Source organism: Commensalibacter nepenthis, assembly GCF_029953305.1.
Taxonomy (GTDB): Bacteria; Pseudomonadota; Alphaproteobacteria; order Acetobacterales; family Acetobacteraceae; genus Commensalibacter; species Commensalibacter nepenthis.
The window spans coordinates 309701-332391 of record NZ_JASBAN010000001.1 but is presented as its reverse complement, the minus strand read 5'-3'; the positions used below and the strand labels follow the sequence as shown (position 1 = coordinate 332391).

21 protein-coding genes, 1 other RNA gene and 1 pseudogene are annotated in these 22691 nt (G+C 35.3%); 13 read left to right on the top strand and 10 right to left on the bottom strand.

Annotated elements, in window-relative coordinates; genetic code table 11:
* Window positions 1-33: 33 nt before the first annotated feature.
* Window positions 34-180, bottom strand: a pseudogene (locus QJV33_RS11995) (metal-sensing transcriptional repressor); the annotation flags it as partial.
* A 254-nt stretch (window positions 181-434) separates the two neighbouring features.
* Here QJV33_RS11995 and pdxS point away from each other — a divergent pair.
* Window positions 435-1322 (top strand): pyridoxal 5'-phosphate synthase lyase subunit PdxS, encoded by an 888-nt coding sequence (pdxS, locus tag QJV33_RS01465; protein WP_271833015.1) that lies wholly within the window; start codon window positions 435-437, stop codon window positions 1320-1322.
* A 1-nt stretch (window position 1323) separates the two neighbouring features.
* The gene (gene pdxT / locus QJV33_RS01460) at window positions 1324-1923 is read left to right on the top strand and encodes a pyridoxal 5'-phosphate synthase glutaminase subunit PdxT (protein WP_281461650.1); all 600 of its coding nucleotides are present in this window, start codon (window positions 1324-1326) and stop codon (window positions 1921-1923) included.
* A gap of 47 nt (window positions 1924-1970) precedes the next feature.
* Here pdxT and QJV33_RS01455 read toward each other — a convergent pair whose 3' ends face one another.
* Window positions 1971-4613, bottom strand: coding sequence for a glycosyltransferase (locus tag QJV33_RS01455; RefSeq protein WP_281461649.1), 2643 nt, complete (start codon window positions 4611-4613; stop codon window positions 1971-1973).
* Window positions 4614-4731: 118 nt separating this feature from the next.
* On the opposite strand from QJV33_RS01455, the gene QJV33_RS01450 reads away from it, so the two are divergent.
* Window positions 4732-5538: a polysaccharide pyruvyl transferase family protein gene (locus tag QJV33_RS01450; protein ID WP_281461648.1), complete on the top strand. Its 807-nt coding sequence runs from the start codon at window positions 4732-4734 to the stop codon at window positions 5536-5538.
* A gap of 164 nt (window positions 5539-5702) precedes the next feature.
* Here the strand turns inward: QJV33_RS01450 and QJV33_RS01445 are convergent, their stop codons facing one another.
* Window positions 5703-6365, bottom strand: coding sequence for an ankyrin repeat domain-containing protein (locus tag QJV33_RS01445; protein WP_281461647.1), 663 nt, complete (start codon window positions 6363-6365; stop codon window positions 5703-5705).
* 90 nt (window positions 6366-6455) lie between these two features.
* Window positions 6456-7592 carry a tRNA guanosine(34) transglycosylase Tgt gene (gene tgt, locus QJV33_RS01440; RefSeq protein WP_281461646.1) on the bottom strand — a complete coding sequence of 379 codons (1137 nt, stop codon included), beginning with the start codon at window positions 7590-7592 and terminating at the stop codon, window positions 6456-6458.
* Between the two features lie 415 nt (window positions 7593-8007).
* Here tgt and QJV33_RS01435 point away from each other — a divergent pair, with 415 nt between their 5' ends.
* The 3 genes from QJV33_RS01435 to queA all read left to right on the top strand — a co-directional run bounded on the left by QJV33_RS01435 (window position 8008) and on the right by queA (window position 11354).
* Window positions 8008-9147 (top strand): MFS transporter, encoded by a 1140-nt coding sequence (locus QJV33_RS01435; protein ID WP_281461645.1) that lies wholly within the window; start codon window positions 8008-8010, stop codon window positions 9145-9147.
* Window positions 9148-9751: 604 nt separating this feature from the next.
* Window positions 9752-10225 carry a hypothetical protein gene (locus QJV33_RS01430; protein ID WP_281461644.1) on the top strand — a complete coding sequence of 158 codons (474 nt, stop codon included), beginning with the start codon at window positions 9752-9754 and terminating at the stop codon, window positions 10223-10225.
* A gap of 79 nt (window positions 10226-10304) precedes the next feature.
* Window positions 10305-11354, top strand: a complete 1050-nt coding sequence (gene queA, locus QJV33_RS01425) for a tRNA preQ1(34) S-adenosylmethionine ribosyltransferase-isomerase QueA (protein WP_281461643.1) — start codon at window positions 10305-10307, stop codon at window positions 11352-11354.
* A gap of 395 nt (window positions 11355-11749) precedes the next feature.
* Here queA and QJV33_RS01420 read toward each other — a convergent pair whose 3' ends face one another.
* On the bottom strand, window positions 11750-12133 hold the full coding sequence (locus QJV33_RS01420; protein ID WP_281461642.1) for a hypothetical protein: 384 nt from the start codon (window positions 12131-12133) through the stop codon (window positions 11750-11752).
* A gap of 197 nt (window positions 12134-12330) precedes the next feature.
* Here QJV33_RS01420 and QJV33_RS01415 point away from each other — a divergent pair, with 197 nt between their 5' ends.
* The gene (locus tag QJV33_RS01415) at window positions 12331-12471 is read left to right on the top strand and encodes a hypothetical protein (RefSeq protein ID WP_281461641.1); all 141 of its coding nucleotides are present in this window, start codon (window positions 12331-12333) and stop codon (window positions 12469-12471) included.
* Between the two features lie 73 nt (window positions 12472-12544).
* On the opposite strand, the gene QJV33_RS01410 is transcribed toward QJV33_RS01415, so the two are convergent.
* From QJV33_RS01410 to ssrA, 5 genes are all read right to left on the bottom strand, one after another.
* Window positions 12545-12865: an integrase core domain-containing protein gene (locus QJV33_RS01410; RefSeq protein ID WP_281461640.1), complete on the bottom strand. Its 321-nt coding sequence runs from the start codon at window positions 12863-12865 to the stop codon at window positions 12545-12547.
* Between the two features lie 87 nt (window positions 12866-12952).
* A complete protein-coding gene (locus QJV33_RS01405) occupies window positions 12953-13348 on the bottom strand; it encodes a hypothetical protein (protein WP_281461639.1) in 396 nt (131 codons plus the stop codon).
* A gap of 257 nt (window positions 13349-13605) precedes the next feature.
* Window positions 13606-14208 (bottom strand): NAD(P)H:quinone oxidoreductase, encoded by a 603-nt coding sequence (gene wrbA / locus QJV33_RS01400; RefSeq protein ID WP_281461638.1) that lies wholly within the window; start codon window positions 14206-14208, stop codon window positions 13606-13608.
* A gap of 167 nt (window positions 14209-14375) precedes the next feature.
* Window positions 14376-14909, bottom strand: coding sequence for a ClpXP protease specificity-enhancing factor SspB (locus QJV33_RS01395; RefSeq protein ID WP_281461637.1), 534 nt, complete (start codon window positions 14907-14909; stop codon window positions 14376-14378).
* Between the two features lie 45 nt (window positions 14910-14954).
* Window positions 14955-15259: a transfer-messenger RNA gene (gene ssrA, locus QJV33_RS01390) on the bottom strand.
* Window positions 15260-15384: 125 nt separating this feature from the next.
* Between ssrA and QJV33_RS01385 the strand changes: the two genes are divergently transcribed.
* The 6 genes from QJV33_RS01385 (at window position 15385) to QJV33_RS01360 (ending at window position 22682) form a co-directional block, all read left to right on the top strand.
* On the top strand, window positions 15385-16770 hold the full coding sequence (locus QJV33_RS01385) for a hypothetical protein (RefSeq protein ID WP_281461636.1): 1386 nt from the start codon (window positions 15385-15387) through the stop codon (window positions 16768-16770).
* A gap of 102 nt (window positions 16771-16872) precedes the next feature.
* A complete protein-coding gene (locus QJV33_RS01380; RefSeq protein WP_281461635.1) occupies window positions 16873-18924 on the top strand; it encodes a hypothetical protein in 2052 nt (683 codons plus the stop codon).
* Window positions 18925-19077: 153 nt separating this feature from the next.
* Window positions 19078-20511 (top strand): hypothetical protein, encoded by a 1434-nt coding sequence (locus tag QJV33_RS01375; RefSeq protein ID WP_281461634.1) that lies wholly within the window; start codon window positions 19078-19080, stop codon window positions 20509-20511.
* An 87-nt stretch (window positions 20512-20598) separates the two neighbouring features.
* On the top strand, window positions 20599-21525 hold the full coding sequence (gene thyX, locus QJV33_RS01370; RefSeq protein ID WP_281461633.1) for an FAD-dependent thymidylate synthase: 927 nt from the start codon (window positions 20599-20601) through the stop codon (window positions 21523-21525).
* Between the two features lie 27 nt (window positions 21526-21552).
* Window positions 21553-21693 (top strand): hypothetical protein, encoded by a 141-nt coding sequence (locus QJV33_RS01365; RefSeq protein ID WP_281461632.1) that lies wholly within the window; start codon window positions 21553-21555, stop codon window positions 21691-21693.
* Between the two features lie 182 nt (window positions 21694-21875).
* Window positions 21876-22682, top strand: coding sequence for an SDR family oxidoreductase (locus QJV33_RS01360; protein ID WP_281461631.1), 807 nt, complete (start codon window positions 21876-21878; stop codon window positions 22680-22682).
* Window positions 22683-22691 lie beyond the last annotated feature (9 nt).

Sequence of the window (22691 nt, the reverse complement as noted above, 5' to 3'; positions counted from 1 at the left end):
AGTGATATTATTTTTTTATTTGTTGAGTTTGGGTCAGTGAAGATGTTCATTATCAATAATATATTCATGTTCAGTAATATGTCCTTCAAGCACATCTACCATCAACCCATTCACAGCACCTCGAATTGCAGCAATATGTTGAAGGATATTTAAGCAATCTTCTTCCAATTCTAATGCTTTTTCTAAAGATTCAGATTACCCTTTGATGCGACGAATGCATGGCAGTAGCTTTTTTTATTGTGGAGACTATGCATATTATATCTTTCATTAAACTATACTGGGGTATAGTTTAATGAAAGATATAAAATCCAAATGTTATATTTTTAAGGTAAAATATTTAAATAAATTGGATGGGTAAAAAACAATCCAATTGGTTGTTGTCATTTCTTGCTTTTTTTTGCATGATGGGGCAATTCTGTAAATTGGAGAGAAAAATGAATAAAAAGATTGGTTCTGATACCGTAAAGCGCGGCATGGCTCAAATGCAAAAAGGCGGCGTGATTATGGATGTTGTGAATGCTGAACAAGCAAAAATTGCTGAGGCAGCAGGCGCAGTTGCGGTTATGGCATTGGAACGTGTTCCTTCTGATATTCGTGCGGCCGGTGGGGTGGCTCGTATGGCTGATCCAACCATTGTTGAAGAAGTTATGAAAGCCGTTACTATTCCAGTCATGGCAAAGGCTCGTATTGGTCATATTGCTGAAGCACGTATTTTGGAAGCAATGGGCGTTGATTATATTGATGAAAGTGAAGTATTAACTCCAGCAGATGATGAATTTCATTTGTTAAAAAGCCAATATACCGTGCCTTTCGTTTGTGGGTGTCGTGACCTTGGCGAAGCACTTCGTCGTATTGGGGAAGGGGCTTCTATGCTTCGTACCAAAGGCGAACCAGGAACAGGAAATATTGTCGAAGCTGTTCGTCATATGCGTATGGTGCAAGCTCAAGTCAGAGACGTTGTTGCTACCTCTGATGATGAGTTAATGGTTGTTGCCAGAGATATGGGGGCACCTTATGAGTTGTTAAAACAAATCAAAGATTTGGGTAAACTTCCTGTTGTGAATTTTGCAGCAGGCGGTATTGCAACCCCAGCAGATGCAGCATTAATGATGTCTTTGGGTGCGGATGGTGTGTTTGTTGGTTCAGGTATTTTTAAATCTAACAGCCCAGAGAAATTCGCTCGTGCAATTGTTCAAGCCACAACGCATTTTGAAGATTATAAAATGATCGTAGAACTTTCAAAAGGTTTAGGTGAACCTATGAAAGGGATCGAAATGAAGAATTTAAGCGGTTCAGACCGTATGCAAGATAGAAGCCAATAAAATGACCAAGAAAGTTGGAGTTTTAGCCCTGCAAGGGGCGGTCAGTGAACATATCAGTCAGATCAATCAACTGGGTGGACAAGGCATTGCCATTAAAACTCCAGCTGATTTGGCACAGGTTCAAGGACTCATTATTCCTGGTGGTGAATCAACAGCAATCAGCCGTTTGATCCAACAAGTAAACCTATATGAACCTATTCAAGCATTCGCCAAAACCAATCCTGTCTTTGGAACATGTGCAGGATTAATTTTATGCGGTTCTGGCATCACGGATGGTGGAGAGAAATTAAAGCCATTGAATCTGATTGATATTGCCGTGACACGTAACGGCTTTGGTCGTCAGGTTGATAGCTTTGAAGTTGATCTCGATATTGAGAATGTTGGCAAAGCCATTCCTTCGGTCTTTATTCGTGCGCCCTTTATTACTTCTGTTGGGCAAGGCGTAAAAGCTCTGGCAACTTACGAAGATAAAATCGTCATGGCAGAGCAAGGTAATATTTTGGTATGCTCATTTCACCCAGAATTGACCGATAATAACGAGGTCATTGGATATTTTATGTCCAAAATTATCCTACAAGATTTAAAGTTTATAACAAAATGATAAGCATGGTTAATTGTATAAAAATAATTAACCATGCGATCATCAGTTTACTTTTTTAGATATTTTTTAAAGGTTTTCTGATTATTATTGTGTTCAATAGTTTCTAATATTTTATTTAATTTATTTTCAAGCGCCTCCAATTTGTTGTCAGCATAATGGTCTTTATGTTCGGATAGAAGAACCTCGATTTTTTCATTCAGGATGTTAAATCGATCATTAGCCCATCCCTCTTTTTGTTGAGATGTGAGCGCCTCGATTTTTTCATTCAGGATGTTAAATCGATCATTAGCCCATCCCTCTTTTTGTTGAGATGTGAGCGCCTCGATTTTTTCATTCAGGATGTTAAATCGATCATTAGCCCATCCCTCTTTTTGTTGAGATGTGAGCGCCTCGATTTTTTCATTCAGGATGTTAAATCGATCATTAGCCCATCCCTCTTTTTGTTGTGAAAATAAATGATCTAATTGTTCTTTAATAGCATAAATTTCATTATAATGAGATTGAGATTTACAATGATGTAACTCACCTTCTAAATTATTAATTTTGTCGTATAAAGCTGGTATTAATCCCAGTGCGTAAGGGGTTTTTCCATCTGAATCCATAAAGGGACGGTAACTACGGAAAAGATTTCTAGCACTATTTCCACTTAAAAACATTCCAGTATTTAATACGCGATAATAAAACAACGATTCTGGAACAACTTCTAACTGATATCCTTTGAACACCGCCTTGGCGAAGAATTCCCAATCTTCATGCCCAATACCGTAATCTTCAGTAAATCCCCCAAGATCAGCAAATACTTGTGTTTTTATAAATGCATTTGCATCTCCAAAACAGTTTTGAATACTGCCGGTATTCAAATCCCCACCTATTGGCAACCAATATGTAGTTGTATCTTCTAAATCAGAAGGATATTTCTCTGTATAAAAAATTTCGCTAGGGGTCGTTAGAATATCGCATTTAGAATGCAAAGCAGCCTTTACAAATGTGCTGATTTCATGGGGTTTTGCAACGTTATCATCATCCATGAATAATAAATATTCACCCTGAGCATGTTGTGCGGCAAGATTACGAGCAGCGCCAAGATAATTATTGGTGCTTTTTATGATTTTCCAGCCTTTTTTGTTAAAATAGGGTTGAATTAAGTCTAAATATTGATGTGTTTCTTTGCTTCTACTACCATCATCCACCAGAATAACTTCAAAATTTTCATAAGTTTGGTGTTGTAAAGAGGTGATGGCTTGCTGTAACAATGTGTGACGATTATGATGGGTCAAACAAACACTTACTTTTGGAGTTTTTGTTGGGGTATTTGGTGAGGGTAAAATAGAGACTGGTTTGTCTAATTCCTTGAGCCAATTTTGATGAATAGTGTTTAAATCTTGAATGAGTTCAGCGTTGACACGCAAGGAATTTATTCTATATGAAAGTTTTTTATAAAGCTCAACGGGTGTTGTTTTAAACAAGATATTTTCACGCTGATTTGGTTTGATCAGTTCAGGAATTCCACCAACATCAGCAGCAATAAAATTAATCTTGTTTAATAAACATTCATACACAGTGTAGGGAGAATTCTCAACCAAAGAAGGAATCACCACAAGCACATTCTTATTTTGAATATAATCATGTGCTTGCATCCGATTATAAGTATTAATAATATTAATTTTTTTGGATAAATCAGGCTTTAAATCTTTGGATATTGTTGATTTTTCAAACTTATCTGACTTTTTAACTTGGTTATTTTTTTTACTTTTTAGTAAAAATTGTTTAAGTTGCGCAGGATCAGTATTTTCAGTGATTTGTTTTTGTATATGTTTGATTTTATCACGAATATAGGTAACAGAATCAACACCATGAATATTTACATTTTTTCCAAGAAAAGTAATTTTAGAAATAGTGTCAATTTGTTCTAAAGTTAATAATTCTAATGATTTTAAAAATATATCTAAACCTTTTCTGGTTTCAAGGCGACCAAAGAAAACAATTTCAACTTTGGTAGGATCAGTTTCGCTTATGTCTTTTTTTAATTCTAAATAGGACTCTTTATTAGTTTTATTTTCTATCGTTTTAGGTTCTTCTAATAAAAAAGGTTCACAGTTTAAAATGACTTGTGTGTTTTGTGGAAGTTTCCATTTCTTACTAGTCATCCAATCAAGCAAATATTGTGAAGGGCTAATAACTGCATCTGCCATTTCGACAACTTTTTGCTCCATAAAGTAGAGTTCGATATTATCTTGCCCATAGGGAAGTTGATAATTTCCTTCATCTGCCCATAAAGTCGCGCCATGTGTATTGATAATGAAGTTCGTATTAAGAAAGTTGAGCCCGTGTTTTTTTGCAAGTAAACTATAGTAAAGTAGAGCTTGCCATTCACAACCAATAATAGTCTGATAATTATTATTTACCAACCATTTATAGACAAGATAGCTAATATTTCTAAAATGTGGGCTCGTAAAAATTAAATCTTTTGGAAAATCGAGTTGAATAAAATTAATGTTATTTTTTTTATAAATTTTTTCCCAATATTCAATGGGTTTATCTGCAACTTCTGACACTGGTGTTGTGTACAATATATCTATCGAGTGCTCTGTTGACGCAAGTAAGTGCGATAATGAGGTAAATGCAGTTCCAATGCCACCATTTCGAATTGGACCTTCTATATCAGGGGTAATTATTAATATTTTGTTCATAATTTACAGTACTTTTATCTAATTTTGGTCTAAATGTGATTTTCATAGAGATATTTTGCGAATTCATTTATACTACAAAATAGTAACTATAATAGTTTTTTATGTCGGGATTTGTCATATGCTTTATAACGATACTTTATCGAATATACTAAATGACTTTCATTATAAATATCGCTTTATATACAAATCTAATCCTGGGAATGCTGGGGACAGTGTTATTGCTGCAGCCACTTATGACTTTTTCGAAAAAAGAGGGTTTTCATTTCATTTTTGGAGTAATAAGGAAAGTTATGATTCCCAGCGCGATATTTTACTATATGCTGGCGGTGGAAATTTGATTGAGGGATTATATTTAGATGGGTATAATTTCATTCATCAACAGTATAAATTATTCTACAAGACAATAATTTTGCCTCATACGATTCGAGGCTATAATGATCTATTTACTTACAATCAAGATCGGTTTATCATTTGCTGTCGTGAAGAGGTCTCATATAGTAAAATACTAAGTTTAGGATATGTTGCGAATAAATCTGTATTATTAACCCATGATATGGCTTTTGGATTAATTTTAAATAAATATCTAGATAAAAAAGCTCCTGTTGGTTTTAAGGAGGAGGTAAATTGTTTTAGAACAGATGATGAATCTAAAACCAAGGCAAATCATGAAAATAATCACGATATTTCATTATCTTGGAATGGCGATTATTGGGCAAATATCAGTCTAGCAAGAAACTCTACACGTTCATTAATCAGTTTTTTACGAGAATATAAAGTGGTTAATACAGATCGATTACATATAGCTATTTTAGGATCTTTGTTAAATATGCGTGTAAATTTTTACCCGAATTCTTATTATAAAAATGAAGCTGTATTTAATCACTCTATTCAAAACATGTTTTCAAATACTGTATTTATCAAATAATATAAACTTCCCTCTTATCACTCCTGTAACCGAAATGTACAAAGAGATGGAGAGGGAGAGTATTCAATCTATTTTAAAAGCGAGTATAGAGAAAAAGATGGTTGAAATTGATCAAATTTCATCTATAGTTTTGTCTTTTTGCTCGTCTTTTTATTATAGAAGAACTATTCTTTTGCGCCAGATTTAATCAACAGATCAACCATATCTTTATAACCTTTTTGTTTGGCATGTTGTAATGCACTGATCCCTTCATTATCAGGAATATTGACGTCTGCACCCCCTTTAATTAAAATTTCGGCGATTTCTGTGTACAAAGGCGATCCATTACCTAAAATAATCGTTTCTAGCAATGCCGTCCAACCTAATCTATTAATATGATTAGGATCAACACCAGCTTTTAACAAGATTTTAACAGTTTCTGGATGACCTTTTTCTGCTGCAGGGATAATGGTATTTCCACCAAATCGATTGGTATCTTTGATATTTGCACCATGTTCCAAAGTCAGTTTTAAAATATCATTATATCCTTGTGCGCCAGCCAGCAAATAAGGTGTATCCTGGATATTATCTTTGGCATTTACGTCAGCTCCAGCAAAAATTAATATTTTTGCAATCTTTGTATGATTTTGCTGTGTGGCCATCATTAATGCTGTTCTGCCTTGTCCATCGCGTGCTTCTATTGCTTCTGTTTTAACAAGCTCCATGACCTTTTTGACATCATGATTACGAACAGCTTCATGTAATGGGGTGGCTTGTGTTTGTGCGATATTCATAACGATAACTCCTAAAATAAAAAATAACTCTACTAATTTGGAAGATAATTTCATCAATATGCTCCTTTTTATTATAGAGTATTCATCCATATTATCTATATTTTATATAATGAATAAAATACATTATCATCACTTTTATAAATATTATTCATCAACAGACCAATCGCCTTTTATCCAATTGGCACGCAAACCTGCTGCAACTTCTGTTAAATCATCCTCAATAATTGCTTGGCGGATAGTGCGCATAACGCGTTGATAGTAAGCAATATTATGCCATGTTAATAACATTGCCCCCAATATTTCTTTGGCACGGAATAAATGGGTCATATAGGCGCGACTATGTTTGGAACAAGCTGGGCAATCACATTCTGGATCAATGGGGCGAGGGTCATGAATATGACACGCATTTTTCATGTTTAACGTGCCTCGTGAAGTATAAGCTCGCCCTGTGCGCCCTGCACGCGTAGGCATCACACAGTCAAACATATCAATCCCTCGTTCAATGGCACCCAGCATATCGTCCGGCGTGCCAACACCCATTAAATAACGAGGTTTATCGGTAGGCATTAAATGTGTGGTAAAATCAAGGGTAGAGAACATTTGTTCTTGAGGTTCACCAACTGCCAGCCCGCCAATAGCATATCCTTCAAAACCAATATTGGTTAATGCCTCGACACTTTCAGCACGAAGATCAGGTTCAATACCACCTTGCACAATTCCGAATTGTGCATAGCCAGGACGGTTTTTAAATTGCTTGCGAGAACGCTCTGCCCACCGCATTGACATCCGCATTGATTTAGCAATGGTTTCATAAGTGGCGGGTAGGGCAGGACATTCATCAAAACACATCGTAATGGTGGCATCTAATAGATATTGAATATCAGTAGAGCTTTCTGGGGTTAATCGATGTGCAGACCCATCAATATGAGATCTAAATGTTACGCCGTCTTCATCAAGCTTCCGCAAATCTCCAAGGGACATGACTTGAAATCCACCTGAATCCGTTAAAATTGGACCAGACCAATCCATAAATTTATGTAACCCACCCAACTCATGAACTAACTCTGCGCCTGGACGTAACATCAAATGATAGGTATTTCCCAATATAATTCCTGCACCCGTAGAGCGCACGGCATCCATCGTCATGGCCTTGACAGTTCCAACAGTGCCTACGGGCATAAAGGTTGGGGTTTGTACGTCGCCATGTGCAGTATGTAAGGTTCCCGCACGCGCATTGTGATGTTGAGCTTGTTTAGTCCAGTGGAATTTTGGTTGGGTCATATCAGTTGTTTGCATAAATATTGAATGGATAAGGTTCTTTATATAAATTTATGCGTTGAAAAGAAAGTAGAGAATGCGCTTTAAATAAAAAACAAGAATATTTTGTATTTGACTAAATATCTTATTTGTAGGAATTGTCTCTTTTTTCTGATTTCGTTTAAAAAATGTGAAAAAGACTTTCTTACATTAGTAATAGCTTGTTTTCTTTCATTATTTTTATTTGCAAATCGTTTTTCAAATCTGTCGTTAATACAGCAATTGTAATCATAATATCCTCCTTAACTTTTAAAATGATTATGAAATTATGATTTGATATTTATAAAAACAAATTAACAAATACTTGTATTTACATCAAATAAACGTGCACTTACTTTAAATATAACGTAAATTACAAATACTAAAGAGGATTTGTTTCATGAATAAATTATTATTTTTATCTATTGGAATGTTTTCTCTTGGATTAGATGCGTATATTACCACAGGATTATTACCTGATATTGGACAAAGTTTTGGTACAAATACTGTACAAAATGCACAAACAATAACTGTTTTTACACTCTGTTATGCACTTTCAGCGCCTTTCTTTTCTACAATCTTAGCAAAATGGTCAATACGTAAAGTATTAATTTTAGCATTATTTATATTTACTCTTGCAAATATACTAAGTGCTCTAAGTATCTCTTTAGAAATGCTTTTATTTTCCCGTGCTATTGCGGGAATAGGGGCGGGTTTATTTTCACCAATGGCTTCTTCTGCGGCTGTTGCATTATCAAAAGAAAACAATAAGGGAAAAGCTTTGGGATTTATTTTTGCAGGGATGAGCTCTGGGGTAGTTATTGGTGTTCCTGTTGGGTTAAACATTGCAACTTATTTAGGTTGGCAAAATTGTTTTTGGATTATAACATTTATTGGTATTCTAAGCCTTTGTGGTTTATTATTTAACTTTCCCAATCTTTTTATACCACCACCTCCTTCATTAAAAAAACGATTATCCTTATTAACACAAGCTTATACAGCAACAACGGTATATATTACTTTTTTAATTGCCATGATTAGCTTAGGACTTTATTCATATATCCCTACTTTATTACAACAAACTGTTGAAGCACCTCATACTATTTTATATTTATGGTCTTGGGGAGTTGGAGGAGTTATTGCAAGTTTTACAATCGGTATAGTTATTGACAAAACGGGAAAACCTGAATTGTTAATGATTGGAATTTTAATAATATTAACATTAACATTCTTTTTATTACCTACAGGATTAAGTTTTAATGAACCTTGGACTTTTTTACCATTTATAATATGGGGTGCTATGGGATGGTCTTATCTTCCATCACAGCAGCATATTTTATTTTCTATCAACAGTTCTAATGGTGCAGTTGCAGTGGCACTTAATAGCTCTTTTAACTATTTAGGTAGTTCAGTAGGAACGTTCTTAGGAGGCTTATTGTTAGTCTCCGACTTCAATCCATTACAATTACCTTATTTTTCAGCAGGAATCTGTTTTATAATATTATTAATACAAATATTTATAACCTTTAAACAAAATTAGATAAATAAATATATTTTACTTAAATAAATGCAACAACTCTTGTATACCCTCTAATGTCAGGACTCATTCATTGAGATAAAAGATGACACTTGTAGGGATGCATATTGCGGAGAAGAAGGTATGAGCGTATCGTTCCTATCTCGTGTCGATACTCTCCGATCCTTGAATTTTGCAAATATATTCATAACCTTATGATATAATTTATAGATTGTCTTGTTAAAGAGGATGGTTCCTGTTCTAGCTTTTCGAAAAGGAATGCAAGGCTTTATGTTTCCATTATTCAAGGCTTGCCTGAACTTGTCCGCATCGTAACCTTTTTCAGCAATGAGCTCTTGCGCAAGACGATCTTGCACAGCTTATCCCTCAAATGACTTGTGAAAAAGATCGACACTATTATAAGCATAAATTAAAATAGAATCTGTTTTAATTTATGCTTGGAAAAAATATAAAGATTATAAGTTTGAAATTCCATTTGATGATTGGTATAATTAACAATCGGAATATCAGGAAAACCCTTTAGAAAAAGGAATTACCGTTTATTCCAAAACCAAGAAAACCAAATAATTCTATATAGTTATTCCTATATCTCTATCGAGAACTCCTCATGAAAAAAACGCTTTTAGTCTTAACCGTTCTATTATTACCCATATCAGCCAACGCACAAATATATTCAAAACAAATGTCTCCACAGACTGCACAAAAAGTCATCGATCGATATGCGCCTATTGTGTGTCAACAAGGCTTGAGTGGGCTGATTAAAGATGTGCAAAGATGCTATAAAAAAACAAATATCAATAATGCTGATATCGAAATCTGCGTTGCTGGAGATTTGATCTTGACCATGGCAACTGATGGTCGGCAGCTGCCTCCTGATCTTGATAAATCTTTTATCAATGAACGCGCCTTTGAGGAACGGATTAAAAAAGTTGCTGATTCATCTTATTTCTTTGGTGGGCAATCTGCGCAATACGCAACGGACAAAGGGGTTGGATTGCTTTATTATATTGGCGATGGTCTGGCACCTTATGTTGACGATCATAATCCATTACAAAGCTTGGCAAAACATTGCCAGAAATAAGATCGCTCTTGATTAATTCTTATCATTCGTTATCTATAGGCATAGTAACTCTCCGCCAGATGATAATGGATAATTTAGAATGACTAACCAAACGGTTGATTTTGATTTTGACTTACCAGAGAACTCTATTGCGCATCATCCTATGCGCCCCAAAGAGCTAGCTAAGTTACTTTATATTCCTGCTCAGCATGATCTAGAAGATAAAATCATCCGTGACCTCCCTTCTTTTTTTCATAAAGGTGATATTCTTATTGCGAATGATACCAAAGTCATTCATGCAAAATTATCCGCCATGCGCGGTACAGCCCATATTGGAATTACGTTGGATCGCCCAATGGGTGATGGACGATGGCATGTATTAATCAAAAACAGTAAAAGATTAAAAATAGGCGATAAACTCGATTTCCCTGATGACAAAGTTTATGCAACAGTTGAAGAATTAGAAATTGGTGGCAGTGGCTTCATTCGATTCAGCATTGAAGGTAATGCTTTTGATGAATGGTTACGCGCTATTGGTCAACTTGCCCTGCCCCCTTATATTGTGCGTCCAACGGGTCCGACAGAACAAGATGAAAAAGATTACCATACGATTTTCTCTCACCATCCAGGTGCCGTGGCAGCCCCTACAGCAGGATTACATTTTACCGATGATCTTTTAGCGCAATTTGATCGTATTGGCGTTGAACGATTAACCCTAACCTTACATGTTGGGGCTGGGACGTTCTTACCCGTACGTAGTAATAATATTAACGATCATCACATGCATGCAGAATATGGCATTATTACCCCTGAAGTTGCCAAACATTTAAACCAAGCCAAAGCAGACAAACGACGTATTATTGCAGTTGGAACGACCTCTTTGCGTTTATTGGAAAGTGCTGTTGATGAACACGGTATTATACATCCATTTCACAAAGAAACCTCTATCTTCATTCGTCCAGGCTATCGTTTTAAAGTTGTTGATATGTTGATGACAAACTTTCATTTACCCAGATCAACATTATTTATGTTGGTTTGTGCATTTGGAGGAACAGAAAAAATGCGGCATGCGTATCAACATGCCATTCAAAGTGGGTATCGTTTTTATTCTTATGGAGATGCGTGTTTGATTGAGAGAGCGCCTATATAAAGAAGGTTATTTTAGTTTATCAAGATCAAAGCAGTTTTCTTGTTTCATATTATATTTTTCTTTATCTTGATCCACTTTTGCGACACCCTTCAACAACCTAAATCGCTTGCTTTTTGCTAGATTGAGCATGTGCTATTCATAGAAACAACATTAAAGATAAAGTCACAATATTTTTTTCAATTTGTTTTCTTTTTATTATATAAATTCATATGAATTTTATCAATATTCAAGTAAACCTCCTGATATATCGCAATTAAAAATCTGTCAAATATTTGGAATGGTTTTATTTTTAAAGCAATTCATGTTTGATTGAGGATACGTTGGGAGAGTGTCTCTACTCTATGATTAGATACTAATATTTCAATATAGCTATCATTTTCTGTGATAATATAATGCTAAAGATCACTCAGAACTTTTAAAATATCATCAGAAATCATGATATTTTTACTTTTTTGAAGATTGAAATGTTCCCACTCTTGAACCTTACTACAATTTACCTCTACGGATGCTGTTACTTTATCGGCTTTTAGAGGAGCGCTGGAGTAAAAAAGACCAGTTTCTTTACTTTGCAATGCATATGTTGTAGGATTTACAAGCACAAGATCGACAGTTCGAAATATTTTAGACTTATTATGAATAACCCCTGTTTTCATATCTATTGTTGAAAGATAAACCTTTGGTTTACGCTTTGAAACTTTGGTCATAACCAATTTATTATCCTGCAACTCTAAGATTGCATTTTCTGTTTTCTTAGTAATAAAAAAATGTTTAATTGTCATTTTGCTTAACCTATATCTTTTGAACATAAAAATATAATATTATTTTTGTACAAATACAATAGAAGGATCAAACTATTCAAATATCACCTAATTACTCTGAAAATAATAAACAATTTCCGATTAGGGTCAAGACCTATTAATTTTGTCAGTTCCTATTTTAATTGCCTTATGATTCATTGATGTTATGGAGGTAGCCGATGAGTGATTTATTTTTATTGAGTGAAGAGCAGATGGCGATGATATCGCCTTATTTTCGATTGTCGCATGGAGTTGCACATGTTGATGATAGGGGCGTTATTAGCGGCATTATTTATGTTATTACACATGGTTTGCAATGAAAAAATGCACCAGTTAGTTGTGGGTCACATAAAATATTATATAATCATTAAATGTAGAAATTGATCGCGTTGTTTACAGATTTTGTTTAAAATAACCATCTAAGACCTCATAGGGTGTTTTTCCTTGAATGCCTTTATGGGGTTTAACAATGTTATAATAATTTATAAATCGTTTCAACTTTAACTTTCGATCTTGAGCATTGACGAACCATTCACGCTCATGCCACATTTCCATGAGTGTGCGAATGACGCGCTCTGCTTTGCCATTGGTTTGAGGGCAAGCTGGCTTGGTAAATTTCTGGTTAATCCGATTGGTATAACAGGTTTTAACAAACAGATGCTCAGGTGTTCCTTGGTATTCTCTGCCATTGTCAGAGTAAACACATTCGATCATATAAGGGCATTGAACCAGCACATCGTCTTGTAGGAACTGAGCTGCACTAAACTGAGATTTATCGTTGTAAATCCCAGCATAGCGTTCTCAAGAAAAATCATCAATACCTACAAAAAGATACTCTCGAGTTTGCAGTTTAGTCTCATTTTTCAACAAAGGAAGCCGTTTTGTATCAACATGCAACATCTCCCCAGGATAAGAGTTGTTATATTTTTTGGCTTGCCGTCTGAGGTTGTCCTCAAGTGTTTTTTCAATCTTAGCAAGGCGTTTAATGCCATATTTGATCGTTTTATAACGCTCATTTGTGCTGACCATCGGCACAAATAATTGCAACCGAGCTCGCCTTAATACAACATAAATCGTAGGTCTGCTGACCATAAAACGCTTAGCCAGATCCGTTACCATGGCTTTCTCTTGATGATATAATCGCCATATCTCCTCTCGATGATACAGCGTAAACTTCGTTTTCCTATGCATGTTCATTACAGTAATATTCCATATCACTGCAAACAACGCGATCAATTCCTACAGATTATAATTTTGATTAATGAGCAAATTATGTCATGGGAAGCCGCCAAATGAAATGGCTTTGATGCGATTACATTATCTTATGCAAATGATGAAAGACAAGTTACCTGTTTCTTTGATAAAGAATTGGCATAATTTTATAATAAGCAAGATACCTAAAAAATGCTCTTTATAATAAAAAAAAATTATTTAAAAGAGCATTTTATTTTACTTTATGATTTTAATTTATTGGTAATTTCAGCTACATGTTTACCATAGAATTCAGCACCATTGAGTTCATTTTGAGAGACTGCGCGTGAACCATCTGGACCAGCAATGGTTGATGCACCATATGGCGTGCCACCTGTAACCTCGTTAATTTCTGTAAGTCCCGCAAAAGAAAATGGGAAGCTGGCAATTGTCATGCCGTAATGCATCAAATTGGTTATGAGAGACATCAATGTTAACTCTTGACCAGCATGTTGTGAGCCAGTGCAGGTAAATGCGCCACCAACTTTTCCTATTAACGCACCTTTTGCCCATAATCCACCTGTTCGATCAAGGAAGCTTGCCATTTGAGAGGAAATACGTCCAAAACGAGTGCCAGTGCCAAGAATGATGCCGTCATAGTTAGCAAGTTCATCGGGTGTTGCAATTGGAGCAGCTTGATTGAGCTTAAAATGATTGGCTTTGGCGATATCTTCTGGAACTGTTTCTGGAACACGTTTTATAATGGCGGTAGCTCCTGTCGCTTCGATCCCTTTGGCAATGGCATAAGCCATTGTTTCAATATGACCATAAGCAGAATAGTATAAAACTAAGATACGTGCAGACATTATATTAATCCTTCATAGTAATGTATTTTGTAATGATTTTATCTTAACGAATATGTTCGAAAAGATAAAAGGTCATTTAATAAAAACATCTTAAACTAAGAGTAGGAAGCGATAAAATATAATGAGCTTAAATCTTTGTTGAGATACTGTATTATTTAGAGTTTTTTTTATTCGTGTTTCTTACGAAATGCATCTAGGCTGATAACTGGGGCTTCTTGGGTATCAGGAATGTCGGATGTGGGTAATGCTTCGACATTAGTGTCTGTATGTTCTTTGATTAGTGAGGTCGATATCGCAGAAACAGGTAATGGCAACGGCGAGAAAGTAAATAGCAATTTGGCTTCTGGATCGGAAAAGGCGGTTATTGCCCCTGAAGGGATGATGAGGGTGGATGTTACGCCACCAAAAGATAAACCGACTGATACAATATGTTTTTGTTCATCAATCGTTAAATCCCAAAATTGATGTTGTAAAACAATTGTAATTTCTTCGGGATATTGTGCTTTTAAACGAGCAGGAATTGAAACCCCAGGATAAGCAGTAAGAAAAGTTAAGTAAAAACTGTGATTACCAGGCATTCCATTTAGAGCAACATGTTTCAATGCATTGATGGTTACTTGGCGATAGGCTGATTCAATCCATCCTTGATAAGGTAATAAGTTTGTGGGTGGGTTTTCACCAAAACCATCAGAATGCGTCATATGTTACAGTCTCTTTAAAACTTTATATTTAATATATGTATTTATAATGAGGGGCTTCTGTTGCCCGGCGCACCCTCAGCCGCGCTTGTTACATTGGCTTATTAGGCCGCAACAGCGTGTGCCTCGAAATTATCGTTGGCATTTGTAAAATATAGCCCGATAACGGCGGAACCATGCCGAGTAAAAAATATATCTTTACTACGCGTGTCGAGCCTGTTTCATCCCCATAATTGGTGGAGATGCCGGGTACTGCCCCCGGGTCCACTACGCTTATTCCATATACCGTTTATTACCATAGTTAACGAATTAACGTAATTATCATATCTTAAATTTCAAAATAAAAAAAGGGGGGGGGCAAAATAAATAAAACTATAGATTATATGTAACGATTATCATTTTTTTTATAAGAGGAATTGTATAAAGTAAAACTATATTTATAATGACGCTAGTTTAGTTTTAGTGAAGGATAGTTTTAATGAGTAAAGGCGCCGTTGTTGGTATTGTTATTATTGGTATTGGAATTATTGGTGGGGGTGGTTACTATTATGCCTCTAATAAAGCAAATGAGGAATTGCATAAAACCATTTCATTAATTGAAAAATCAATACCTGGATATTCATTAAAATATGAAAGCTCTAGTGTTAGCCCATTTTCTAAATCTGCTACTTTGCATAAAGTTGTTTTCAAAGATGATAAAGGACATGAATATACAGCCGATACATTGGTAGCCAGTGGCGTTTCTCAAGACAAGTTGGGCGATGTTTCTTTGGATAAATTTCATACTGCGATTGATGATGGAACGATTGACATTAATCATATTGATATTAAAAACGCCGTCGCTGCCAAAGATGCTGTGATTATAGAAGATGGTAAAATTAAGAATTTTTTTCCTTCAAAGGTTAGTTTTGATTTATTAAACCTTCAAGGCATCAAAGCTGTTGGACCAAATGGACGCGAAACCATTACGGTTTCACAATATGAATTAAAAAACTATGGTTTAGATCGTAAATCCGATCAAAATTTAAAACAATTTGAATTGAAATCGAGCTATAGCGAAGGAGATTCAGAAGATTTAAAAGTCAATCAAATGCAAATAGATGGCTTGGATTTTGCAAAAATCGTTGCTACGGTTGAACAAGGAAAAACACCGCAAGTATTACTACCAGGTCAACCTAAAAAAGGCACGTTGGAAGGTCTAGAATTTAATTCTAAAGGTCAAGGCTGGTCTCTTGCTAAAATTGAAACTGAAAATGCTATCGATCAAAACGGCGACCAAAAAAGCTCTGCAACATTTTCTGGTTTAAAAATCGATACAGCACATAATCCTCAATTATTTGCGCTCAAGGAAATGGGATATAGCCAACTGGATGGATTTGGTAAAATTTCAGCTAGTTACAGCAAAGCCAAACAACAATGGTCTTTTACCCCTATTGAAATGACGATCAAGGATATGGGTAACTTGAATGCTGATTTACAATTCAATGGTCCAGCAGCGATTTCAAATACCAATCCTCAATCAGTCATGACGGATTATAAACTAATTTCTTTGAAAGTTATTTTACAAAACCAAGGATTGCTTCAAAAAGTCATTGACCAAGAAGCCAAAAAACAATCTGTATCCGCTGATAAAGTCAAAGAAAATATGATCAATGAGCTGAAACAAGATGAAGCAAATGCAACAATTCCTGTTCAAAAGCAAGCAGATGAAGCGGTTATTGATTTGATTAATAATCCTAATAAACCACTGGTTGTTACAATGAATCCTACAGCACCTGTGAGTGGTATGGAACTGGTAGGGATTTCTCCATTATCAATAATGGAGAAATTGAATTTGACCGTTAAAACAGAAGCGGGAAAATAAGTTAACGAACCAGTTAACATCATTCTTTTGACTGTATAAAGCTGTAGAAGTTCATATTTCTACAGCTTTTTTTGAATATAATGAATATTTTTGGTGGTTGATATGAGTAAAGTTGCGGTTATTGGAGCTGTTGTTGTGATCGGTGTTGGCGTTGTTGGTGGGGGCGGATATTATTACGTTTCTCAACGAGCAGAGAAGAAATTTCAAGAAAAAATTGAATTGATTAAAAGCACGTTTCCTGGTTTGACGATAGCATATGCAGATCACAATATTGGTGTTTTTTCACAAGAAGTGACAATGGATAAAGTTGTTGTAAAATATATAGATGGTAAAGTTTACACAGCTGATAAAGTCAGTGCCACGATGAGCTCTGATAATGAAATTAAAAATCTAACTATTGATAAATTGGCAGTTAAAGAAAAAGAAGGTTCCTCAGAAGCGCCTTTGACCATTGAACACACAGAAATTGCCAATGCCAAAGCAGATGCTGGGTGGATTGTGATTGAAAATGGCAAGATTAAAAAAATTGTTCCATCAAAAATAAATTTCGGGTTGTTAAACCTACAAAATCTTGAATTTAAACCAGATTCCAGAACACATTTTAAAATCGCCCATTATCAAATGAAAAATTATGGGTTAGGTCAGAAAACGGATATTGTTTTAGAAGATTTATCTGATAAAAATCGTAATAATTTTTCAATTAGATCTTTTAAAATGGATCAAGTGAATTTAGCTGATATTTCAAAAAAGCAAGAAGAATTTGTTTCAGATAAAAATAATCAAAGATCATCGGATGCTGGAAATAAAGCTTTGGTTCAAAATTTATCAATGGTGCAATTTGATTTATTGAACATTGATGATTTGCAATTCAAAGATAAATATGGTTCTGCGTTTAAAATCGCTCACTATCAGACAAAAAATTATGGGCTAGACAAAAAGACAGATATTTTGCTTCAGGATTTATTAGTTAAAGATTCCAATGATACTGTATCTATTGGCGCTTTTAAAATTGATCAAATCAATTTGGCAAATATGCTTAAAACTCAATCAGAGTTTGCTACTGATAAAGATTATAGCAAATCTACGAGTGAAAAAATCAAAGAATACATTCAATTAATATCGGAAATGCAATTTAACCTTTTTAGTATCGATAATTTGCAAATAGAAGAGTATAAATTTGTGTTTAAATTGGCTCAGTATCAAATGAAAGATTATGGCATGAATCGTAAAACCAGCCAGTCTATCAAAGATTTTTCTGTTGTTATTCCCTATTTCAATAAAATAAGTCTATCCTTAGCCTCTTATGAAACTTCTGGAGTGGATGTGGCGGTACTTGTCAGTATGCTAAAGAATCTTGATTTCAATAATCCTAATACATTTAGTAAAGATATTGCTGGTTTGCAAAAAGAATATATCCAAAAGGTTGGAGGCATTCAAAGTGAGGGTAAGGTTTCAGGTTTAAAATTCTCTATGGGTCATGACTTTATTTCACTAGGGGCATTAACCATTCATTCAGATGTGAGCAAAGAAGGGAGCTCCAATGGGACATATGCGCTTGATGGTTTAGAGTTTTCTATTCCTAACACAAGTTATAATGAATTATTGCAAGCATTGAAACGGATCGGATATCAAAAAGTTTCTGTTTCAGGTAATTTGAATATGCAATATCAAATGGATACAAACGTTTTATCTGCGTCGTTAAAGGATTTGACGTTTAAGGACATCGGTAAAATTAATGCAACATTACAAGCAAATATGCCATTATATATTTCTTATAATTCCCCTGAAATAATGCTAACAAACCCTAATGTAAAATTAAAAGAATTCAGCGTTATTTTGCAAAATCATGGTGTTGTCGAAAGATTATTAAAATCTGCTAGCCAAGAGCAAGTAAAAACGGAAACAGAGCTAAAAGAGGAACTGGTGACCTCGGTCAAAGAAACCATGCAAAAACAGAAAGAAATTCCTGCTGCTTTTGCGCAAGATACTGTGAAAACACTTGAGGTCTTTTTGCAAAATCCACAAACGACAGAAATTAAACTGTCCTCCACACCAGTAACGCCTATTTCTGGGGCTAATTTTAAAGAAAAAACCCCAGCAGAGCAGTTTGATTTGTTAAATCTTAAAATCCAAGCGGTTCCTGTAAAGCATTAATTTTTAATTAAGCCATGGAAGTCATTTCATGGTTTATTTCATTGGATTGAGAATGCTGGATTAATTACCCCCTGGAAACCGATGAACAGAGGTGATAATTTTGTTTCTTTGTTTTTTTATTATGCTTTATAGATAAATAAAGTTTAATATAAAATGGTTTTATTAACTATTGTGAATTTTGCCAGCAGTATGAAAAAGAAATTAATATTAATATTGGTTATGTGCTCACTCTTTATATGGGTTGGGGTTAAAATTTACCAAGTCGCTCATACGCACGCACAGGATGCTTTGCTTCATGTGCAAAGCAGGCTGCAACAGCTAGTTGGCGTTAATGGGCATTATTCTTATTCAAAGGCTCATATTAATTGGTTAACGCAATCGGTTGTTATTTCAAATGTTAAGCTGATATTTCCTCAGAATATAGAAATGACGATGAGGAAAATATCCGCAACGCCAAAAGATACGCGCAGTGTCAGCAACTTAAATATTAAAGATTTTCAATTAAAATCACCTTCTTTGTCAGCATCTATTGCTTTTTTAACATTTGACAATTTAACTATACCAGCATTTACAAAGTCAGATAAAAAAACAGGATTTTCTTTGGCTGATATTCGGAATATTTCTTTTGAACAAGGCAATATGAAAGGGGCTTATTTTTATACAGAATGGGGAAAGTTACGTCTAGGAAGCTGGCAAATTACCAGACAGGGTTCTGCAAAAAAACGCCCCTATATTTTTTATAATGTTGATATTGACCCTGCAAATAAAACAGGTCGATCTGCATCTTTGGACGCTTTGCATTTTGATCAATTTATTTTGGAAATGTCTAATGATCGCAAGTTCAATGAAATAGAAAGCATTGCTTCTTTTTTATCCAACACAGATTTTTTCTTTAAAGCATATGGTGTGGTTGGTTATCGTGCGCATCAGAATAGATTGTCAATTGGACAGTTAAATATTCATCTGTCACGTCAAGATACTACGTGGGACGGTGAGATTTTAGCAGACAAATTTGATTATGACTTAACTTCTTCTTATAGTTTATTTGCAGAATATTTGAAAAGATTGGGATATACGCATATTAACGGCGCATTTCACTCGAATTTTACTTATTATCTCAAAGATTCTTTATTTTCATTGAATAAATTAAATTATTTCGGATATGATTTTATAGGGTTGTATTTGCAAAGTCGTTTTTACGTGGATCAAAAAATGTTCGATCCCTATATTGTCAATTGGTCGGATAGTATTTTATTGAAAGCTGTTAATTTATCGGTCTATGATGCAGGTTTAAAAAACAGAATTTTCACAATTCTTGCACAGAACACCAAGCAGACCACCAGTCAAGTTTACGCGGACACACTTGATAAATTTATAGAGTTTTCTAAAGGAAAAGATTTTGAGCTTGATCGCCAACTTTATACAACATTGGCAGATATTTTACAGTATCCCAAGCATATGATGCATTTATCGATTATGTTTGAAACGCCAGAGCGTGTTAATAGTTTATTAAATATGAATTTTCTGGACTTCTTTAAGTTAATTAATCAAAATAATATGACGATCACGGCGATCCCTAAAAATTAGTTGCCCTATGGGTGTTCAGCGCTGTGTTTGTGGTTTATAAAGAAATGCACTTTTGCGACTTTATTTTTTAATCAGAGTGGGATTATCATGCCTCTTACAGCAGAACAACAAGCAGAAATAGATTCTCAATCCAACATTCAAATTCCAACCAAACGCCCTGTTTCCCCTGGATTAGAGGCTATATTATTTAAAGCATTACCTGTCTTGGATCATGGGTTTGTGCGCGTGGTGGATTATATGGGGGATGATTCTTCTATTGTTCAGGCTGCGCGGGTTTCTTATGGTGCTGGGACAAAGAAAGTCTCTGAAGACCGTGGGTTAATTCGCTATTTAATGCGCCACCATCATACGACACCTTTCGAAATGTGTGAGATCAAATATCATGTGCGTTTGCCTATTTTTGTAGCACGTCAGTGGATCCGCCATCGTACGGCAAGTGTTAATGAATATTCAGCGCGTTATTCTATTATGGATCGTGAATTTTATATCCCCGAACCTGAAGTATTGGCAGCACAAAGTAAAATTAATAATCAAGGAAGAGGGGATGTTTTATCCTCTGAGCAAGCTGCTGCGGTCATTCAATTACTAAAACAAGATGCTCAACAATGTTACGATCATTATGAAACATTGTTAAATCCAGCCAAAGAAGGTGGATATGGTTTAGCACGTGAACTTGCCAGAATGAATTTAACGTTGAATAGTTATAGCCAATGGTATTGGAAAATTAACTTGCATAATTTATTCCATTTCTTACAATTGCGTATCGATCCACACGCTCAATATGAAATCAGAGTCTATGCCGAAGCGATGTTAAAAACCCTTCAAGCATGGGTGCCAATTGCTTGTGAAGCCTTTGAAGATTATCGTCGTGGAGCCGTGACTTTTTCTGCATCTATGATGCAGGTTTTGGGTAAAATGTTAAATGGTGAAACGGTTGAACAGGAAAATAGTGGTTTAACTAAAAGAGAGTGGACAGAAATGATGCAAATGTTGACTCCTTATCAAAGCAAATAATGACTTAAACGAGCGGGAAAAGACGAAGTGCAAAAGTTGATTTATTTATCAGCCATCGGATTGTTATTTATTCTTGTGATGCTTGGCATGTGGTTTTTTCCTGTTGGACGTGACTTGGATGCAGATCAACAGTACCTGCATCAAGAGGCAATTCCAGTGCCAAAATAATAAGCTGTTTGTTATCTTTCAAAAAATATCATAGTTTTAGGATAAAGACATGTTGAATAATCTTGATGTGGTTCTAATTTCTGTATGATAAATAATAATTAACGAAAAAACTTTTGATGGTTCATCATAAAAATAAGCGTATAGTAAAAATATTTCTATATTTAACGAAACAGAGGCTATAAATGGGTGTTGGTTTATTGTTAAATGATTTTTTTATGGTTCCGACCACAATTCCTAGAGTTGCGTTTATTACGGGTGCGACTATTCGTTTAGGACGTGAGATTGCGTTAACATTAGCCAAGGTTGGTTTTGATGTTGCGGTTCACGCACGAAGCTATACGCCCGAGGCTGATCGAGTCTTAACAGAAATCAGAGCGTTGGGGCGTTCTGCGGTCTTATTGACAGCAGAGCTTTCTAATCCTGATGAAGTGGCTTTTTTAGTTGAGCAAGCAACACAGCAATTAGGTCCGATTGGTGTATTGGTCAATAATGCCAGTGTATTTGATCGTGATGAATGGGATAGCGTGACGCTGGAAACGTGGCAACACCACCAAAATCCGAATCTTTGGGCACCTTTTCAACTTATTCAAGATTTTGCTAAATTGCTGCCAACCGGTGGCGAGGGGTGCGTGATTAATATGTTGGACCAACGAGTTTGGTCGCTAACCCCGCATTTTGTTAGTTATACAATTTCCAAAGCAGCTTTGTGGACATTAACGCAAACGATGGCGTTGGCGTTGGCACCAAAATCTATTCGTGTGAATGCGGTTGGTCCAGGACCTGCAATGGCACATAAGCGCCAAAGCGATGAACAATTTGATCGTCAATGTAAATCGACACCTTTGGGGCAAGGAACGACTTCACAAGAAGTTGCAAGGGCGGTATTAGGGTTACTTTGCTTACCATCTGTGACAGGACAAATGTTAGCTTTGGATGGTGGGCAACATTTACAATGGTCTCCTGCCGTAGGGGCATATACTGATGAGTAATAGAACTAA

Bases quoted from the DNA above. Each gene is read 5' to 3' on its own strand.
- QJV33_RS01430 (WP_281461644.1), top strand. From the start codon at position 9,752: ATGAAAAAAACGCTTTTAGTCTTAACCGTTCTATTATTACCCATATCA.
- QJV33_RS01395 (WP_281461637.1), bottom strand. From the start codon at position 14,909: ATGACGCATTCTGATGGTTTTGGTGAAAACCCACCCACAAACTTATTA.
- QJV33_RS01450 (WP_281461648.1), top strand. From the start codon at position 4,732: ATGCTTTATAACGATACTTTATCGAATATACTAAATGACTTTCATTAT.
- QJV33_RS01405 (WP_281461639.1), bottom strand. From the start codon at position 13,348: ATGAACATGCATAGGAAAACGAAGTTTACGCTGTATCATCGAGAGGAG.
- QJV33_RS01455 (WP_281461649.1), bottom strand. From the start codon at position 4,613: ATGAACAAAATATTAATAATTACCCCTGATATAGAAGGTCCAATTCGA.
- QJV33_RS01375 (WP_281461634.1), top strand. From the start codon at position 19,078: ATGGTTTTATTAACTATTGTGAATTTTGCCAGCAGTATGAAAAAGAAA.
- queA (WP_281461643.1), top strand. From the start codon at position 10,305: ATGACTAACCAAACGGTTGATTTTGATTTTGACTTACCAGAGAACTCT.
- QJV33_RS01385 (WP_281461636.1), top strand. From the start codon at position 15,385: ATGAGTAAAGGCGCCGTTGTTGGTATTGTTATTATTGGTATTGGAATT.
- tgt (WP_281461646.1), bottom strand. From the start codon at position 7,592: ATGACCCAACCAAAATTCCACTGGACTAAACAAGCTCAACATCACAAT.
- QJV33_RS01380 (WP_281461635.1), top strand. From the start codon at position 16,873: ATGAGTAAAGTTGCGGTTATTGGAGCTGTTGTTGTGATCGGTGTTGGC.
- QJV33_RS01360 (WP_281461631.1), top strand. From the start codon at position 21,876: ATGGGTGTTGGTTTATTGTTAAATGATTTTTTTATGGTTCCGACCACA.
- QJV33_RS01420 (WP_281461642.1), bottom strand. From the start codon at position 12,133: ATGACAATTAAACATTTTTTTATTACTAAGAAAACAGAAAATGCAATC.
- wrbA (WP_281461638.1), bottom strand. From the start codon at position 14,208: ATGTCTGCACGTATCTTAGTTTTATACTATTCTGCTTATGGTCATATT.
- QJV33_RS01445 (WP_281461647.1), bottom strand. From the start codon at position 6,365: ATGAAATTATCTTCCAAATTAGTAGAGTTATTTTTTATTTTAGGAGTT.
- pdxT (WP_281461650.1), top strand. From the start codon at position 1,324: ATGACCAAGAAAGTTGGAGTTTTAGCCCTGCAAGGGGCGGTCAGTGAA.
- pdxS (WP_271833015.1), top strand. From the start codon at position 435: ATGAATAAAAAGATTGGTTCTGATACCGTAAAGCGCGGCATGGCTCAA.
- thyX (WP_281461633.1), top strand. From the start codon at position 20,599: ATGCCTCTTACAGCAGAACAACAAGCAGAAATAGATTCTCAATCCAAC.
- QJV33_RS01410 (WP_281461640.1), bottom strand. From the start codon at position 12,865: ATGATCGAATGTGTTTACTCTGACAATGGCAGAGAATACCAAGGAACA.
- QJV33_RS01415 (WP_281461641.1), top strand. From the start codon at position 12,331: ATGAGTGATTTATTTTTATTGAGTGAAGAGCAGATGGCGATGATATCG.
- QJV33_RS01435 (WP_281461645.1), top strand. From the start codon at position 8,008: ATGAATAAATTATTATTTTTATCTATTGGAATGTTTTCTCTTGGATTA.